Source organism: Amphibacillus cookii (genome assembly GCF_016908375.1).
Taxonomy (GTDB): Bacteria; Bacillota; Bacilli; order Bacillales; family Amphibacillaceae; genus Amphibacillus_C; species Amphibacillus_C cookii.
The window spans coordinates 39,165-57,297 of record NZ_JAFBDS010000002.1 but is presented as its reverse complement, the minus strand read 5'-3'; the positions used below and the strand labels follow the sequence as shown (position 1 = coordinate 57,297).

Here is an 18,133-nt window from a genome sequence, read left to right as displayed (position 1 = left end):
CTAATGAAATTTGTAAAGAACGATCAAACCGCAGTATTCGCAATTGGAGGATTAGGTGAAATCGGAAAAAATACCTATGGTGTACAATTTCAAGACGAGATAATCTTAATTGACGCTGGTATAAAATTTCCAGAAGATGAACTATTAGGTATTGATTATGTCATCCCAGATTACACCTATCTTGTACAAAATCAAGATAAGATTAAAGGATTGTTCGTGACACATGGTCACGAAGACCATATTGGTGGTATTCCTTATTTATTAAGAGAAATTAATATTCCAGTTTATGCTGGCAAACTCGCGCTTGGATTAATTAAAAACAAATTAGAAGAACATGGTTTACTACGTCAAGCTAAATTGCATACCTATCAAGAAGATGACGTCATTAAATTTAGAAAAACATCAGTAACATTTTTTAGAACCACACATAGCATACCTGATTCATACGGAGTTGTCGTTAAAACACCTCCTGGAAATATCGTTCATACCGGTGATTTCAAATTTGATTTCACACCAGTTGGAGAGCCAGCTAACCTAGCTAAAATGGCTGAAATAGGTAAAGAAGGAGTCCTTTGTTTACTTTCAGATAGTACAAACAGTGAAGTACCTGGTTTTACGATGTCAGAGCGTGTCGTAGGCGAAAGCATTAATGATATTTTCAGTCGAGCAGATGGACGATTAATATTCGCAACCTTTGCTTCGAATATTCATCGTTTACAACAAATGGTTGAAGGTGCTGTTAAACATAATCGAAAAGTAGCTGTATTTGGACGGAGTATGGAAGCTTCGATATCAATTGGTCGTGAATTGGGCTATATTAAAGCACCTGATAATACATTTATTGATGCACACCAAATTAATCGATTGCCTGCTGACGAAGTCACGATTCTTTGTACCGGTTCTCAAGGTGAGCCGATGGCTGCCTTATCTCGAATTGCAAATGGTACCCATAGACAAATTCAAATTATACCTAAGGATACCGTTGTCTTTTCTTCATCACCAATACCTGGGAACACCGTAAGTGTAAGTCGAATGATTAATATGTTATATCGTGCCGGTGCAGAAGTTATCCACGGCCCTCTTAACGATATTCATACTTCTGGTCATGGTGGACAAGAAGAACAAAAACTGATGCTAAGATTGTTAACACCTAAGTTTTTCATGCCTATCCATGGTGAGTATCGCATGCAGAAAGAACATATTAAATTGGCAGAATCATGTGATGTGAACCCAGAGCATTGTTTTATTATGGATAATGGAGATGTACTTGCTTTAGGTAAAGATCATGCGTCTGTTGCTGGTAAGATACCATCTGGATCTGTTTATGTAGATGGTAGCGGAATTGGCGATATTGGTAACATTGTTTTACGTGACCGCCGTATTTTATCAGAAGAAGGACTTGTCATTGTAGTCGTGAGCATCAACATGAAAGAATTTAAAATTGCCTCAGGGCCAGATATTATTTCGCGCGGTTTTGTTTATATGCGGGAGTCTGAGGATCTTATTAACGAAGCACAGAAGCTTGTTTCGAGTCACATTAATAAAGTGATGGAACGTAAAACAACACAGTGGTCAGAAATTAAAAATGAAATTACAGATACAATTGCACCATTTCTATTTGAGAAAACAAAACGTCGACCGATGGTATTACCGATTATTATGGAAGTATAGTAAAAGCCGAGCGCATGCTCGGCTTTTTAATCTTCTATGACTAATTGTTTTTCAAATCGTGAAATATCACGATCGGCCCCTATAATGACAAGGGTATCATTCTGACTAATCGTCTCTGTTGCCATCGGCGAAACGTTTATTTCCTTCGTTTCTCCCGATTTAATAGCGACAACGTTACAGCCATAGTTTGCACGGATATCCAAATCAACTAGCGTACGGCCCACCAGTTTATTACTTGCTTTAATCTCGACAATGCTGTGGTCATCAGACAATTCAAGGTGATCCAGTATATTATTAGAAATAATGCTGTGAGCAATTTTCCTGCCCATATCTCTCTCTGGATGAATCACTTGATCCGCCCCTATTTTATTTAACACTTTTTCATGATAGTCGTTTTGAGCTTTAACTGTAATTTTTTTTATGCCTAGTTCTTTTAACATCAATGTGGTCAAAATACTTGCTTGAATATCCTCACCAATAGCAACAATGACATGATCGATATTGCGTATACCGAGTTCTTTTAAGACTCTTTCATCCGTTGCATCAGCAATAACGGCATGTGATGCAATATTTCTAAATTCATTAACTTTACTTTCTGTTGTGTCAATGGCTAATACATCCATACCCTCAGCACTTAATTCGCGACAAATACTCCCTCCAAAACGCCCCAAACCGATAACTGCAAATTCTCTTTTCACAATAATTCCTCCCTACAGATCCTACAAATGTTAGTCTAGCATATTTTCTAACAAGAAAACATATAAAAGTACAAATTCAGCACGCTTAAGCATTTTCCAATCCAATCTCAATCACATTGTATTAAGATCTTCCATTTCTATTTTAGGGAATACGAGTGATCAAATGGATTCAATCTATAAAATGAACCTTAAATCAGTGGGTGTTTTAAGGGCGGTTATCTGTGATAAGAAAAACCGAGGAAAAACCACCCGGTCCTTTAAGACTTTAGTGTACAGCGTGGACAATGATAGAAAAACGTACCGCTTATTTCGGAGTGACAAACGCTTGCTCCAAGAAGGCTCTTAACCCTTGGTATATCACCAAATTTTTTATACTTTCTTATCTTTTAAAAAATTCCTTCTAAGTATCGAACGACTTAGAAGGAATCCTAATATCTCAAATCCAGATTTACAATACGTCGAGCATTTCAAATTGTGATTTAACAAGACCATAATATTCACCTTTTTGCTGAACAAGCTGATCATGATTACCTTGTTCCAATATACGGCCGTGTTCTAAAACAATAATATTATCTGCTTCTCTAATAGTGGATAGTCGATGTGCAATCATAATCGCCGTACGACCGTTAAGTAATTTGCGGAGTGCTTGTTGAATTTTCATTTCAGCTTCTGTATCAATACTTGCAGTGGCTTCATCTAAAATTAAAATTTTAGGGTTAGCCAACAATGCACGCGCAAATGATAGCAATTGTCTTTCTCCTGCTGAAAGGATATTTCCTCGTTCTTCTACTTCTGTATCATACCCATCGCCAAGGCGCATGATAAAATCATGGGCCCCTACAATTTTCGCTGATTCAACCACTTCAGCATCACTTGCTTCTGGTCTACCAAAACGAATATTCTCCATTATAGAGCCAGAGAAAATAAATGTATCTTGTAACACAACACTTATATTATTTCTTAAGCTGTCTAATTTCATATCACGTAAGTCGTGCCCATCAACACGAACAGAACCACTTGTCGGGTCATAAAAACGGCTAATCAAATTAGCAATCGTCGATTTTCCAGATCCTGTATGCCCTACTAAAGCGACCGTCTGCCCCGCTTTAATATCGAGTGAAATCTCATGGAGTGCAATCCGATCATCATCATAAGAGAATTGAACACGGTCAAATTCGATATTTCCTTTCATATCTTTGAAATGCTTCGCATCTCTCTTTTCTTTAACATTTGGCTGCTCATCCAAAAATTCAAATATACGTTCAGACGAAGCCATAGCAACAAGTAATTGATTATAGATTTGACCCAGTCGGGATATAGGCTCCCAAAACATGCCAAGATAAAATGCAAAAGATACAAATGTTCCGATCCCAATAGACTGATTAATAATTAGAATGGAACCGTATGAAATTAAGATAACCGTTCCAATAGCATTACTCATTTCAACAAACGGTCCAAAGTAAGCACTTTTCTTCATAGCCAACCGTTCTTTTTCAAAGTTATCTGTGTTAACACCATCAAAGTACTCCGTATTTTCCCTTTCCTGAGAAAAAGATTGGGTAATTCGTATGCCTTGAATACTTTCATTCAAATGCGAATTTAATCTTGACTTCTGAATACGGACATCTTGCCAAGAACGACGGATATTACGACGCAGTTTGGTTGAGATATAAAACATGATTGGTAAAATAATCAATACAGCTAAAGCTAATTGCGGACTTAAAGCCACAAGAATTAAAATAATACCAACTAACATCATGACATCCATTAATAAATTAATAATCCCATTTGTAAAAAGCTCTTGTAATGAATTAACATCATTTAAGATCCGAACTAATATCGAACCAGCCGAACGCTTATCAAAGAAATTATGTGATAAACGTTGCACATGTGAAAAAAGTTGTTTTCTTAAGTCATGGATTGTTCGTTGACCTAAAATATTTACAAGCTTAATCCGATAATGATTGGCAATATAGTTGGCTAAATACAAGACACCAATTCCAATTATAAGATATGTCAATAAGCGAATATTTTGATTAGCAATCGCTTCATCAATAACCCATTGTCCGATTAAAATAGGTACAAGTAAACGCACGATCATATTGATTAACACCATCAAAAAAGCAGTTGGCAATAATGTTTTCGTATAAGGTTTTAAATAACTAAGTAAACGGGTCATCTGTCTCCAGTTAAATGGCTTCTCAACTGCATTTTCTTGTGGATAATAAAACCGTTTAACATGCGTTTTTTGCTTTTGCGTCCCTTTTGTTCTTTTCATACTCTCACTCCTTCTTTACCACTATATCGTTCCCATAACAGCTTGCTTATCTTGATATTGGATATCATAGATCCGTTGATAAGGTCCGCCATTATTTAGCAATGTGTCATGTGTGCCACGTTCAACAATTACTCCATCTTCTAACACTAATATTTCATCAGCATGCTTTAATGAAGAAATTCTGTGCGCAATAATAAACGTCGTACGATTAGTCATGACTTCTTTTAATGCACGCTGAATTTGAAATTCTGTTTCCATATCGACAGCCGAGGTAGCATCATCAAGAATTAAAATACTTGGATCAATTAAGAGTGCACGAGCAATAGCTATACGTTGCCGTTGTCCACCAGATAATCCCATACCTCGTTCACCAAGCATCGTATCATAGCCTTTCGGTAATTCCATAATAAAATCATGGGCCTGAGCACGCTTGGCAGCAGCTATAATTTCTTCAATAGGTGCGTCTGGATTTCCGTAAGCAATGTTTTCTTTAATGGTTGTTGAAAATAAAAAAGATTCCTGAAGTACAAAACCTATATGTTTACGCAAAAACTTTAAATTATAATCACTAGTCGGCCTACCATCAATTAAAACTTCACCTTCAGCAGGTTCATAAAATCTTGTCATCAATTGCGTAATACTTGACTTCCCAGCTCCTGTTGCCCCAATTAGACCCACCACTTTCCCTGGTGGTGCGTCAAAGTTGATATGCTTAAGTGCTGGATCATCGTCCTCCGTATACTTTAGTGTCACATCATTAAAAGTGACATGCCCGTCAATATTTTCAAGGATCAACGCTTCATCTTTTTGTTCGATATCCTCATCTGCTTCTAAAATATCTAATAATCGTTCACCTGCTGCCTTTGCTTGTGAGAATTGATTAACAATAAAACCTAAGTGCATTAAGGGGCCAATAATATAATTAACTAAGCTAAAGAACGCAACAAGCGCCCCTAAACTCATCTGCTCATCAATAACAAGCCAACCTCCAAAAACAAGCAAAGCAATCATGGCTATATTCCCGATAAATTCCATGAAAGGAAAGTATTTAGCCCATATATTAGAGGTCTTAATATTTATCTCTCGATATTGCTTATTATCAACTGTAAAACGTTCAATCTCAAAATCTTCTTTAGATAAAGACTTCACTGTATTCATACCGCTTACATTCTCTTGGATGCGCGTATTTAAATTCCCTAAAGACTTTCTAATTTTTCTAAACGCAGGGTGAACCTCAGCATCAAATCGTTTCACAACAATGATTAAAAATGGCATTACAGCCATCGTTACTAGAGCTAAAGGCACTGAATAATAAAACATCACCGCTAAACTTGTTACCATTAAGAAAACGACTCTAATCAATTCTTTAAAACCAGCTGCTAAAAAGAATTTAAAACCTTCAACATCCATCGTTAAACGAGACATTAAATCACCTGTGCGTGCATTATCATAATAAGTAAAAGATAAACGCTGTAATTTTTGATATAATGCATCACGCAAATGATATACTGCGGTCACACCGAATAAATCGCCAAGGTACTGTTGTGTAAAATTAGCAATTCCTTTAATGATCATGATGACAATAAAACCGATTGATAATAAAGGTATTAATTGATAATCACCTTCCATTACTACTTGATCTATAGTCACTTGCAAAACCATTGGATAGATCACCGTAATCGCGGTTACTATTAACACAAATAATAAGGATGCTAAAAAATAGCGTTTATACGGCCAATAAAATGCTTTTAACTTTTTAAACGTTCCCATGGTGTCTCCCCTCCATTTGTCGTTTTTCATAAATACTAATATATCGAGTTACGAAATAAATTACTACCCCTTTTTTAAAATAAAGTAAAAATCCGCCTTAAGACGGAAGTTAAGATACAAAGATCATTCCACAACAAAAAAACTGCTTAAAAGAAAAAGAATTTCCCTACCCTTTTAAGCAGTTTTATTTATTTATCAATGTTTGGACTTGCTTTTGCAACATTTTCATACCACCACCTATTTGAACATGGCTTAAATTCCCTTCTAAGTTAAATAAATAGTAACTAGGTACATATTGATTCTCAAATAATGTCGTTAAATAATGTTGATGGTCTAAATAGACAGGATAAGATAACTGATAGGATTTAATAAGTTCAGAGACAGCTGTCAAATCTAAATCATTTTCTGTTTGTGGCATGTGAACAGCAATGATATTCATTAAATCGGTAAAAGATTGATGAAGTCGATCAATAATCGGTAAATTGTCAACAGATAATTCAGAACTAAGAGACCAAAAATGTATAAGAACCAACTTTTTGTTAGTTAGAAGTTGCTTCTTGGTTACTTTACCATTAATCCATTTTGTCGCACCATTTAATTCCGGCATGGGGGTATATAGTTCCAATTTGATCATCCTTTAACCTTTAGATACGATTATATTCCCCATGATTGTAAATATAAAACTTACTTTATCACAGCTAACCGCCGTAAAACCCCACCTCAAAATAGAGAATAGAGGTCAATCGATTGAGATGGCTGATAACGGACTGATTGAAGTTTCGTTTTATGTAGCTTTTTGTGCTAGCAAAAAAAAAAATGAAATACAGATAAAAGCGGTTCAATAAACGGATAGTTCCACTTAAATTGTTATTTTCGATTTTAGCTGCATCCATTTATAATATTCTAGAAGAAGAGCAATATTGCTACTGTTAAAACTATATGTAATGTTTACGCTTCATCAAAGCCAAACTACGTAGATGCGATATTAATTAACGGTTTTGAATTAAAGAATGTTAAACAGTAGCTCGATCATGACCTTAACTGGATTCTGTTTCCAAAACATAGCTAGTATAATAAAAAAGCATGCCAAAAATGCTAAACTAAAGCCAATTGGACCATCAAGCATCAACTTCAGCTGTATGATCAGCAAGACTAGCCCAATGCCAAGAAAAACAAAGTTCAGTCTGAGTTTCTTCATATTTTTCTCCTTTACGTTTTTTGATCAAAGCCTTTCGTTCGATCCTAAGCTTTCTTTCTTATTAGTAGCTCTTCGGACAAAAAATGATAATAGGATACAAACAAACATGGACATTAGAAATACTCCAAATAGTAAATCCGGAATTGTTCTTTTCATGAATAATAACGTAAAGATAATTATTAGTACGATTAATTCAACAAAAAGACTCATCCACATCAGTTTTTTCACTTTCATTTATAAGCCAACTCCATTCAAATAATTAAAGAAAATTACACACTGTAATCGATTTAGGGCTATAATAACTCGAGAAACACAGAATGCCTTACGTTTTCTTATACTTGTATTGATGGATAAATAATGGCCACCTTCATGTAAAGAAGGGATGACTCGCTTACAGCCCTTGAATCAAAACTTTTTATACCTACACAATTTTTTAATGGGTGACAAAAATGACTTTTGCTTTGCTGTATTATATGATTATCTAATTCATATCCTTTTAGATTTAACATTTTTGATAGAGAATTAAATGCATTACTATCTAATATGAGTTTCCTACCTCTTACTAAATATACCCTCAAGAAAACATCTGATATTATTGCAACTATAAACATGATAGCTGGTATGTAAAAAAGAGCCTTAAGCATAATGAATGACCTCGTTTTAAATGATATTACATCATTCTTAATTATTTGTTTTTTATTAACACCTCGATAGATTTGCTCAGCAACGCAGAGATAGCACCTATAAATGACCCTTCAATAAAAGGATTTGTAATATTAATTATTTCAAAAGAAACAAACATAATGATTAGTAATCCTATAAATTTCATGCCAAATTTTAAATAACTATTCATTGACATTAAAGGTTTTATGTTTATCCATTTATTTTCTATAAATAATAAACCATCCCATATAATAGCAAATACTATTACAAAAGTAATTGAAGAAATGATTAAATCCATTAGAATTTTCCCTCCTTTTGAGATATTTAGATTATGACCAATATCACCTTAAGATCAACGCATTTTCATATTTAAAAATTCCAACGCCCCTTCTAAATAGGATTCTTCTTGATAGATAATCCTTGCCTCTACAGGCATTGAACGAATAAGTTAATTACCAAGCACTACGCTTTTACCTACCAAATATCTTCTCTTCACTTGATCTATAAATATACATAAACATGACAAGAAAAATTGTATATACAACACTTGCCATACCCGTGAAATGTTCTTTAGAAAAACCATCAAACCATACATAGAAAACAATTCCTAAGCTCAAAAATTCGAATAGATCGTTTCTATAGAATTTGAGTTTCTTAATATCCCTATTAAAAACTGCAGACAACGGTTGACCTTTTTCAGAGTAAACAAGACCTTTTATTACACCTAATATGACTGGTAAAAATCCTATTAAATCATTCGCATTCATTAAATGAAATACCAGAGCTAAAGTTATCGTAATCAACAAAATCTTCATTATTATTTCCCCATTAATATAGATGTAAATAATTTGATAATAAAACAAACCTTCAATCAGTGGGCGTTCTTCTCCCATTTGTTTTGTCAATAATAAATTAGTTTGAGTCAAGTAACTTGTGAAAGTTTTTTTAGTCCCTTATTTTATTTAGTTTCAAGCCAATTTAATGAGAGCAATTATATAATATATCCATACTTAGGATATCGAGTTTCTTTCTTTTTTTAAGTATAATTATTTTGAATTATTCTTTACATTCGCTTTACGAAAATAATCAATGATGAGCTGATTTGTGTGAAAAGTTGGTAGGAAAAATAGAATAGCAAAGAACACACCTAAAACATTAAACGTTCCCGTTCCAATATGTACATAGCCTTGGAGAACATATACAATAAACACACCAATCATCAGAGTGAAATTATCTCTAAACTTATGGTTATCAGTGCCTAAAAGAATAAATTTCTTTTCTGTTATATATAAATATACAACAATTAACAGGAAAGCTAACATAAAGACATACCCGTTATAACTTTTTCCTAACATTCTAAACAAGATAATACCTCCAACAACTAAGAACAAGATTATTGCATATGAGTAACCTACAAGTAAAATTAAGTTAAAAGAATGTTTAAGCTCATTTTTTTGTCTAAGTGTCTTGTATCTTAAGTTATTTTGTCTGTCAACATAATCATTGATCAAAGAAAAACCTTCTTTTATTGAAAGTTGATCTTCACTAGATACACTCAAGCGGTTAATCCACTTATAGATCTTTAATTGATAATATATTCCTATAATTGTTAAAATAATGTTAACAATACTCAAATATATAAGATGAAATTTTATCACATTACCTAATGCAAAAAAATTAAATATTAATAACAATATTCTTATTAAGAAATCTCTCTTTACTAGATACATAATTTTCTGAGATTCCAATGTATTATTTTTAGTATAAGAAGGAATTGTAAACAAAATGAATACGAAAGGTGTAAAAAACCAAATGTATAAGAATCCTTTCAAACTAAACATCCAAATAAAAATTATCAAAACAAAATTATTAAAATAAAATAAGATAATAGGCAATAGTAACTGATTAAATTTCTGTTTCATTATATTCCCCTCGTGAAAATCACTAGAAACATGATAGCTGGTATGTGAAAAAGAGCCTTAGCAAATAAATGACCTCGCTTTAAATGATATTACATGATTCTTATTATTTGTTTTTTATTAACACCTCGATAGATTTGCTCAGCAACGCAGAGAGAGTCCCTATAAACGCCCCCTCAATAAAAGGATTTGTAATTTTAATTATTTCAAAAGAAACAAACATAAAGATTAATAATCCTATAAATTTCATGCCGAATTTTAAATGACTATTCATTGACATTAAAGGTTTTATGTTTATCCATTTATTTTCTATGAATAATAAACCATCTCATATAATAGCAGAGACTATTACAAAAGTAATTGAAGAAATGATTAAATCCATTCGAATTGTCCCTCCTTTTGAAATACTTAGATTATGACCAATATCACCTTAAGATCAACGCATTTTCATATTTACTATGACTGGTAAAAATCCGATTAAATCATTCGCATTCATTAAATGAAATACCAGAGCTAAAGCTATCGTAATCAACAAAATCTTCATTTTTTCGACCCTTTAATGTAGACGTAAATCATTTGATAATAAATAAAACCCAAATTATGGTTGACAAATGCAAATTTCACTTTCATTGTTATTTCACATGCATAGTATGTAGGTTTTTACGCTACGGATAAAGATAATGAGGCAGTAACTTTTTTTGTAGGCAAACTGCTTCATCTGAGTGACGACATATTGATGAGTTCTTTAACCTACATCAAGTTTCCCGCAAATTATTTAATATCAATTGAATTGCTTACCTTTTCATGCTTTAACATGCGCTTTTTAAGTTGATAAATAAACATTAAGACAGCGATTAACAATATGCCTTTTAGAAGTTCTGGTGCATTAAGCACAGCTAGTAAATAAACAGCCAATAGACCAATCAATTGAATACTAACAAATTTTCCTTTTGGTTCTTCCTTCCTAAGAATTAAAAAAATATAGAATAAACTAAACAACAAAATAGTCGTATAATTTGCTTCTTTTAATTGAAAATACGAGGTGAACAATAATACAACCGAACCGATAAGAAACCAGTACGTTTTTAACTGATTGATCACGATGTTCTTTTCTTGAACTGATAAATTGATTTCGTTTAAGTTCACTTTGTTTTCGATTTTCATAAAATGAAAATCGATTAGAAAAACACCAAAAATTGAAATCAAAATAATCATGGGATGCAACTGATGTTTTACAATTAGTGGCTGAATTAGGAATAGAGCTGACTTTAATAAAATCAATCCAAGGTATATTTTTTTATTTTGGTAGTTTTTAAATAATACATAACAAACGATTTGAAAAAACAAGAATCCTGGCCAGACAATAAATACAAGAGAAATAGCTTGTATCCCTACTACATCCTCTGGCGTGGGATACAACATGTAACTGTAAATAATTGTCCAGATCACGCTGATAAATAGCAATTTAGATCTTGATTTCCACAAATTACTCACCCTCTTAACTAGTTGATAGAGGAGATATAAACATAATAAATTCCCCTTATATTTATATCCCCACGCGTTATGTTACTTAACTTTTCCTGTCAAACCAGGAATTACAGCCCAACTTAAGCCCATCCCCCACTTGACACCCTTACCATGAACATATGCGGTTACCAAATTATCTGCAACGACTAAAGCCTGACTAGACATCCAAGCTCCTAATGCCGCACCGGACAAAGCACCGATTGGACCACCCAATGCTCCAAATTTAGCTCCTAGGGAGCGTCAGATTGCTCTTCTAATTGCTTAATTTCATCTGACAAGCCTTCTACCTCCGACTGTTTCATATCAAGCTCACCTTCAAGCTGTGAGACCTGTTCAAATACTTGCTCTTGTTCTGAGTTTTCTAACTGGTTCTGATATTTTTCTAGATCACGATTTATTTGTTCCAATTGGTCTTGCTTTTCTGTCAAGCTATCATAGTCAATATCCTCCTGCCTCTCTAAATCTGTGATCTCTGTTAAAAGTTGCTCTTGCTCTTGTTGTTTATCAACTAACTGTTGATTCAATTGCGTTTGATTCGTTTCAGTTTGTTCCCCTTCCTGTTTTGCTTGCTGCAATTCAGCCTCTATACTACTGATTTCTTTTTTTAGTTGATTGATTTTGTCGTGTTTTTCACTTAGATCTTCTGATGCTTTATTCGCTTCATAGTCCTCTTGCTTAATGGTATCCAAATAGTATGCGACTTTACCGTAGTATTCAAGCTCTTTTCCCGTCTGCTTCATAATGTTATCTTGATCATTTAAGGCTTGTTCATATTTATCCATCACGTCCAAGGTCTCTTCAAGATCTAATATTTGTTCTGCTACAACTGCGGCTTGTAGCCCTTCATTCCCTGATGAAAGGCCAATAATGGGATCGCCAACCTCAACATAATCACCTGCGTGTGCATGTATTTGCGTAATAACACCTTGTGTTTTTGTTGATAGATAACCTGTACCTTCAACAACGACGGTCCCTTGGGCTTTGACGACGTAAGGGCGCTTGACCAGATGGGCTGCCGAGACTGAGCCGATTAAGAAAAAGACGAGAAAGATAATAAACAGACTCATGAAGCGTGGTGGCCTTTTATCAAAGAAAATCCTTGAATCCTTTAATTCACTTTGCTGGTATAGCTTCATAAACGAGCCACTGGCCGGAAAATATCGACCTCTAGTTGATCAGGATTTTCATCAATTAAAACATTAATGACGGCATTATCAGCAACAAGATCATGCTCATAAAAATGTAAGTCAAGTTTAGAATGGGCATACTGTAAATGCTCTGGTTTATCTTTAAATTTTACATACAAGCAATTTGAGAATTCTAATCGTTCTTTTATTGAAAAGTTTTTACTATATTGCTTATAGTCATGGGCTTGTACCATAATATGATAATCCATCGTTAAACGCCCATCATCATGAATCGTTGTCCCTTTATTTAAAGTGACAAGCGGACCAAAGGTTTGCACATTAAATAGACTTAATTGATTGGTAAACTGGTTAATTTTTTCATCCAATTGATCAATACCGATATTTTGATGTTTTTGAATAATCACATGTTTTAAAACGAGTTTTTTATGTTCTTTGACGGTTAATTTACTCATAAGAAACCTCCTCATCATTATTTGTTGATTGTGAAAAATGGTCTGTATGACTTGCTGATAAATGCGACCCACCTTGTGCTTCGACAAGTGCGGCATATTGATTATTGTTTTTAAGTAACTCTTGATGTGAACCCGACTCAAGCACCGTGCCGTCTTGAATAAAAAAGATTCTGTCACATTTCAAAATCGTTGATAAGCGATGAGCGATAATAATCGTTGTTTTCTCTTGAATTTGCTTGAAAATAATGTCCTGAATCCGTTGTTCACTAAATGAATCTAAATGGGAGGTTGCTTCATCAAAGATAAACAAATCACTGTCTGCTAATAACGCCCTAGCAATGGCAAGACGTTGTTGCTCACCACCTGATAGGTTACTGCCACCTTCTTCAATAATAGAGTAATAGCGATTTTGCAAGCGTTCGATAAAGCGGTCTGCACCCGATAATTGACAGGCACGGACAACATCTTCGTACTTGGCTTCAGGATTAGCAATTTTTAAATTATCTGCAATCGTACCTGTAAACAGATCGATCTTTTGGGGAATATAAGCGATTTTCTGCCTGAGAAAATAATGATCTAAATCGGTAATCTGGTAATCGCCAAAGCGAATTTCTCCTGATTGTGGGGTGACAAATTGTAACAACAGCTTAGCAATCGTACTTTTCCCAACCCCACTTTCACCGACTAAAGCAACTTTATCCCCTTGTTTAATATGTAAATTAAATGCCTTTAAAACAGGTGGTCTTGAGCCATAAGCAAAGCTAACGTCCTTAAAGGAGATATCTGTTTTCAAATCGACTTCTTTTATTTTTTGCTGTGTATCGACATCCTCTCGATCAAGTGACATCAATTCACTTAGTCGATTCATCGCGACCTGTGCTTCTTGAAAGGTAATCTGTAAACCAACAAGATTCTGTACGGGCTCGATAAAAAACTGACTTAACGTTTGAAAGACGAGTAGATCACCAATACTCATATCGCCATCAATAATAAATAATGCACCTACTCCAATCATGAAAATATTCCCAATAGAATTAATAAAACTCGAAACAAATTCTTGGACATTTTGTAAAATGCCTTCCTTATAACCAATTTTCAACGTATGAACAAAGCGATTTTCTAAGCGATTCATTTGTTCCTTTTCGTTGGCATGTGCCTTAACGGTTTCAATATTTTGGATCGACTCGATTAGTTGGGCATTAAGCATCGCACCGGCTTCCATCTGCTCATAGTTAATTTTTCGATACGGTTTCTTAAAAATATAAATAAGGGCAATATTTATTAACACCATAATAAGTAGGATGACAAATAATCGCATATTAAGATTCCAAAGTAAAACACTGCTTAAAAGGGCAAGGGTAATGTCTAAACCGAGCGATAATGATACAGAGGTAAAAATATCCTTAATCGTCATCGCATCTTGAAAACGGGTAATAATGTCACCAACTTTGCGAGAGCCAAAAAATGAATACGGCAGATGCATAATATGGTCGTAATAGCCAAGCATGACCGGAATATCAATTTTTCGGGACAGAAACAATAAAATATGCTGTCGAAAGGTCGATACGAGGTTTTGCACAAGACTGACAATTAAAAAAACAATTAAGAATATGTATAAACTATTTCTAAGCTCATATGGAATAATTTCATCCATGACAATTTTCGAGAAAAAACTAGAGAAAATGCCAAGTGCCGTAAGCAACACTGAAGCAAGAATGATCACACCCATGAGCTTCTTTTGTGGAACAATGAGTTTAAAGAATAAATCGAACATCCCTTTATCCTTCATGCTTAACCATTCAAATTCACTGGTCGGAACCATGAAAATCAACACACCTGAAAACTGCTTTTGAAAAGCCTTTATCGATATTTTTTCAACACCTTTGCTTGGGTCAGCAATAACAAGTTGTCCTTTTTTAGTGACATGATGAATGATAACAAAATGATTTAACCCTTCATCTGTTCTGATCTGGGCAATGGCTGGGTAAGTTAATTCAGGTTTCAATTCTTCAACTGTTGTTCTGACTGCTTTCGCATTAAAGTGTAGCTTTTCAAGGCCTTCGACAATCCCTTTTACCGTTGTCCCATAGGCATCGGTACCGATCAATTCTCTAATCTTCATAATCGTCATTTCTTTTTTATAACTTAATAATATTGTAGATACAACCGCTGCCGCACAGTCAGATGCATCATGTTGCATTGTGCACGGCCACTTTTTAAATCGCAATCATCTACCTCCTAACACATAACAGATAACTTACAAAAACATGGTTCTATTTCCTTAGGAATTATTGTATAATACAAAATTAATGGGAGACAACAGCAATTAATTGTTGTTGACTTATGTCAAAAATCCATTTATTATTAACCGTTTAAGGAGGTGCATGTTACGTGGAGGAAAGCATAAAGTTATTTTCTAAAATCATACAACATATCCGTCAGCAACTTAATTATAGTCAAGCCATTGTATCTGAACACACAGGGGTTTCACCTGGAACGCTAAGAGGATTAGAAAATGGCAAAGTCATGCCTAAGCTCGACACATTAAAATTATTATCTAATCTGTATAAATGTAACCTTATTGAAACGTATGCCTCCTGTCTTATCGAAAATTACGAGGCATTATTAGAGACATACAATCGAATTGAAGCTAAAATTGCTTTGCAAAAATTTGATCAGCTAGACAATGAAATTTATCAACTTGAACTACTCCAACAACAAAGCAGTAGTAACTATTTTACAACGCAGATTGAGCAACGTATTGTATTTTTAACTGCAGTGATCAATAAAGAAGTTAAAAGACAGCCACGAAGGGCATTAAATAAACTGGTGAAAGCCATTAAATGGACAACACCAGAGTTTTCATCAATAGCATATCGTGATCTTTATTATTCAGATTTAGAGAAACGTCTACTTATGACGATAGGTTTACTTGATGCCTTTAACGAAAAAAAATGGTATATATCTGATTTATTATATTTTATCTACAAAACAACAACATCGCCCTCTATCCTACATATTAAGGCTTGCTATCACCTTGCTCTTGATCACCTGAAATTCAATCGGTATCAAGATGCTTTGCAATATATAACAGAAGGAAAGGAACAAGCAAGGTTGCAAAACGAGCTTTATAGCTTAAGCTACTTCGGTTTAGCGGAAGCAAAGTTAGCTTATCAGAGTGCTGATAAGGATTGGCGATCACAGGTGGAACAAGTTAATCAAATACGTTCATATTTTGGACTTCACCGGGTTTGTATTGCATCGGATGCATTACCCATCTTCTATTGAAACATGCATCAGTCAAACAAGCCTTTCGTCTCTTGTCACTGATAATTCACGCTTGTCAGCCATAGACATGGTCTCAAAAGAAACTAGAAAAATCTTTATTCGATCTCCTTAAAAGCTGGATAGAATAAAGATTTTTTGTTTATACATATATCATCGCATGTTTGTAAAAATATTAGCATGCTACTTTGAGTCTAACATGACTTAATGAAATAACTTAATCTCGCTTCAACAGCATAAAACGAATCTTCTATCAGCGGGCGTGGGCCTACAGGATGTAAGTTATGCAGACGTTGCCACAGACGTGGCGGTTTTAGTCTACGATCTTATCCACCCACTGAATGTTAGCTGAGTGACTCCGAACATTAGCATATCACCCCTCAAAATAGATTTGCTCTACTCTCTATTTTGAGGGCGGTGTTTTACGGGCGGTTATCTGTAATAAAGACAACATTGTTATCCTCTTCCATATTTGGCGTCGAATGATTTTTCACTTTCAATGATTAGTATTTGCACCAATCGGGTATATAGTATATGCTTATCGTTATTAGAAAAACGAACAACCACTCATGTATTAAATGGATGTTTAGTTTTCTTATACTGAAGATTGGTTTATTTCCACTTCAGCACTTATACATTTAGCAAAAATTTCATATCCTAATCTACAACTAAGAAAGGAGCAGTACATAATGAACATTAATTTTGATTTTATTACTGAACTCGCGCTAGGTGTGGGCTTTCAAATTTTATTATTAATCATTGCTTATGCTATCGCAAACCCACTAGGAAAAAAATTTATCTCTAGTTTGTTGCATAAATCAACCAAGAAGCAAAACATTTCCGAGGCGCGCGTGCTCACATTGGAAAAATTACTCGTCAACAGTTTCTCTTACGTGCTTCTGTTTATCTTTATCGTCATGCTATTTGGTGTATTTGATTTGGACATCGGACCATTAATCGCATCTGCTGGTGTGATTGGTTTAGCGATTGGTTTTGGTGCACAAGGTCTTGTCAGTGATATTGTGACTGGTTTCTTCATTTTGTTAGAAAAACAAATTGAGGTCGGTGAGTACATTACAACAGCTGGTTATGATGGTATTGTCGAGGAAGTTGGCTTGCGTACTACGAAGATAAGAAGTTTTGATGGGACATTAAATTTTGTTCCTAATCGACAAATGGAAGGCGTAAGTAACCATTCAAGAGGAACGATGCGGGCGCTTGTTGATATTGGTATCAGTTATGATGACGATATTGATCATGCAATGACCGTTTTACAAAGCGTTTGTGATCAATTTAGCAAGGACGAACGCTTCGAGGAGGGACCGAATGTATTAGGTGTTCTCCAACTTGGTGACTCTGATGTCGTTCTACGTGTGATTGGTCAAACTAAAAATATGGAGCAATGGGGTGCTGAACGTGATATGCGTAAAGCGATTAAAGAAGCCTTTGATCAAAATGGTATCGAAATCCCTTTCCCACAACAAGTTACACACCTAAAAAAAGATAGCTAATAGATTAAAAAAG

The 18,133-nt window shown here is 34.4% G+C and carries 16 protein-coding genes; 3 read left to right on the top strand and 13 right to left on the bottom strand.

Going from position 1 to position 18,133, the window contains the following annotated elements; genetic code table 11:
* Positions 1-3 precede the first annotated feature (3 nt).
* The gene (gene rnjA, locus JOE23_RS03340; RefSeq protein ID WP_204435884.1) at positions 4-1,671 is read left to right on the top strand and encodes a ribonuclease J1; all 1,668 of its coding nucleotides are present in this window, start codon (positions 4-6) and stop codon (positions 1,669-1,671) included.
* Between the two features lie 26 nt (positions 1,672-1,697).
* Here the strand turns inward: rnjA and JOE23_RS03335 are convergent, their stop codons facing one another.
* The 13 genes from JOE23_RS03335 to JOE23_RS03275 all read right to left on the bottom strand — a co-directional run bounded on the left by JOE23_RS03335 (position 1,698) and on the right by JOE23_RS03275 (position 15,551).
* Complete coding sequence (locus tag JOE23_RS03335) at positions 1,698-2,369, bottom strand: NAD-binding protein (protein ID WP_204435883.1); 672 nt, start codon at positions 2,367-2,369, stop codon at positions 1,698-1,700.
* A gap of 448 nt (positions 2,370-2,817) precedes the next feature.
* Positions 2,818-4,647, bottom strand: a complete 1,830-nt coding sequence (locus tag JOE23_RS03330; RefSeq protein WP_204435882.1) for an ABC transporter ATP-binding protein — start codon at positions 4,645-4,647, stop codon at positions 2,818-2,820.
* Positions 4,648-4,668: 21 nt separating this feature from the next.
* On the bottom strand, positions 4,669-6,417 hold the full coding sequence (locus tag JOE23_RS03325; protein ID WP_204435881.1) for an ABC transporter ATP-binding protein: 1,749 nt from the start codon (positions 6,415-6,417) through the stop codon (positions 4,669-4,671).
* 184 nt (positions 6,418-6,601) lie between these two features.
* Complete coding sequence (locus tag JOE23_RS03320; protein ID WP_239585255.1) at positions 6,602-7,051, bottom strand: thioredoxin domain-containing protein; 450 nt, start codon at positions 7,049-7,051, stop codon at positions 6,602-6,604.
* Between the two features lie 369 nt (positions 7,052-7,420).
* Positions 7,421-7,615 (bottom strand): hypothetical protein, encoded by a 195-nt coding sequence (locus JOE23_RS03315; protein WP_204435879.1) that lies wholly within the window; start codon positions 7,613-7,615, stop codon positions 7,421-7,423.
* Between the two features lie 685 nt (positions 7,616-8,300).
* On the bottom strand, positions 8,301-8,576 hold the full coding sequence (locus JOE23_RS03310) for a hypothetical protein (RefSeq protein WP_204435878.1): 276 nt from the start codon (positions 8,574-8,576) through the stop codon (positions 8,301-8,303).
* A 172-nt stretch (positions 8,577-8,748) separates the two neighbouring features.
* Positions 8,749-9,093, bottom strand: a complete 345-nt coding sequence (locus tag JOE23_RS03305) for a hypothetical protein (RefSeq protein WP_204435877.1) — start codon at positions 9,091-9,093, stop codon at positions 8,749-8,751.
* A 231-nt stretch (positions 9,094-9,324) separates the two neighbouring features.
* Positions 9,325-9,837, bottom strand: coding sequence for a hypothetical protein (locus JOE23_RS03300; RefSeq protein WP_204435876.1), 513 nt, complete (start codon positions 9,835-9,837; stop codon positions 9,325-9,327).
* A 1,131-nt stretch (positions 9,838-10,968) separates the two neighbouring features.
* The gene (locus tag JOE23_RS03295) at positions 10,969-11,682 is read right to left on the bottom strand and encodes a hypothetical protein (RefSeq protein ID WP_204435875.1); all 714 of its coding nucleotides are present in this window, start codon (positions 11,680-11,682) and stop codon (positions 10,969-10,971) included.
* Between the two features lie 81 nt (positions 11,683-11,763).
* Positions 11,764-11,937, bottom strand: a complete 174-nt coding sequence (locus tag JOE23_RS03290; RefSeq protein ID WP_204435874.1) for a hypothetical protein — start codon at positions 11,935-11,937, stop codon at positions 11,764-11,766.
* A 17-nt stretch (positions 11,938-11,954) separates the two neighbouring features.
* Positions 11,955-12,860, bottom strand: coding sequence for an HlyD family secretion protein (locus JOE23_RS03285; protein WP_204435873.1), 906 nt, complete (start codon positions 12,858-12,860; stop codon positions 11,955-11,957).
* Positions 12,857-13,324 carry an AraC family transcriptional regulator gene (locus JOE23_RS03280; RefSeq protein ID WP_204435872.1) on the bottom strand — a complete coding sequence of 156 codons (468 nt, stop codon included), beginning with the start codon at positions 13,322-13,324 and terminating at the stop codon, positions 12,857-12,859. Before JOE23_RS03280 ends, JOE23_RS03285 begins: the two co-directional genes overlap by 4 nt.
* Entirely contained in the window at positions 13,317-15,551 is a 2,235-nt protein-coding gene (locus JOE23_RS03275; RefSeq protein WP_239585254.1) for a peptidase domain-containing ABC transporter, read from the bottom strand. The genes JOE23_RS03280 and JOE23_RS03275 overlap by 8 nt, the downstream gene beginning before the upstream one ends.
* Before the next feature lie 164 nt (positions 15,552-15,715).
* On the opposite strand from JOE23_RS03275, the gene JOE23_RS03270 reads away from it, so the two are divergent.
* Together JOE23_RS03270 and JOE23_RS03265 are read left to right on the top strand one after the other, a co-directional pair.
* Positions 15,716-16,612, top strand: a complete 897-nt coding sequence (locus JOE23_RS03270; protein ID WP_204435871.1) for a helix-turn-helix domain-containing protein — start codon at positions 15,716-15,718, stop codon at positions 16,610-16,612.
* A gap of 686 nt (positions 16,613-17,298) precedes the next feature.
* Positions 17,299-18,120 carry a mechanosensitive ion channel family protein gene (locus tag JOE23_RS03265; protein ID WP_204435870.1) on the top strand — a complete coding sequence of 274 codons (822 nt, stop codon included), beginning with the start codon at positions 17,299-17,301 and terminating at the stop codon, positions 18,118-18,120.
* Positions 18,121-18,133: the final 13 nt, after the last annotated feature.

Excerpts from the sequence above, each read along its gene's own strand:
- rnjA (WP_204435884.1), top strand. The coding sequence starts at position 4 with ATGAAATTTGTAAAGAACGATCAAACCGCAGTATTCGCAATTGGAGGA.
- JOE23_RS03330 (WP_204435882.1), bottom strand. The coding sequence starts at position 4,647 with ATGAAAAGAACAAAAGGGACGCAAAAGCAAAAAACGCATGTTAAACGG.
- JOE23_RS03325 (WP_204435881.1), bottom strand. The coding sequence starts at position 6,417 with ATGGGAACGTTTAAAAAGTTAAAAGCATTTTATTGGCCGTATAAACGC.
- JOE23_RS03320 (WP_239585255.1), bottom strand. The coding sequence starts at position 7,051 with ATGATCAAATTGGAACTATATACCCCCATGCCGGAATTAAATGGTGCG.
- JOE23_RS03315 (WP_204435879.1), bottom strand. The coding sequence starts at position 7,615 with ATGAAGAAACTCAGACTGAACTTTGTTTTTCTTGGCATTGGGCTAGTC.
- JOE23_RS03310 (WP_204435878.1), bottom strand. The coding sequence starts at position 8,576 with ATGGATTTAATCATTTCTTCAATTACTTTTGTAATAGTATTTGCTATT.
- JOE23_RS03305 (WP_204435877.1), bottom strand. The coding sequence starts at position 9,093 with ATGAAGATTTTGTTGATTACGATAACTTTAGCTCTGGTATTTCATTTA.
- JOE23_RS03285 (WP_204435873.1), bottom strand. The coding sequence starts at position 12,860 with ATGAAGCTATACCAGCAAAGTGAATTAAAGGATTCAAGGATTTTCTTT.
- JOE23_RS03280 (WP_204435872.1), bottom strand. The coding sequence starts at position 13,324 with ATGAGTAAATTAACCGTCAAAGAACATAAAAAACTCGTTTTAAAACAT.
- JOE23_RS03265 (WP_204435870.1), top strand. The coding sequence starts at position 17,299 with ATGAACATTAATTTTGATTTTATTACTGAACTCGCGCTAGGTGTGGGC.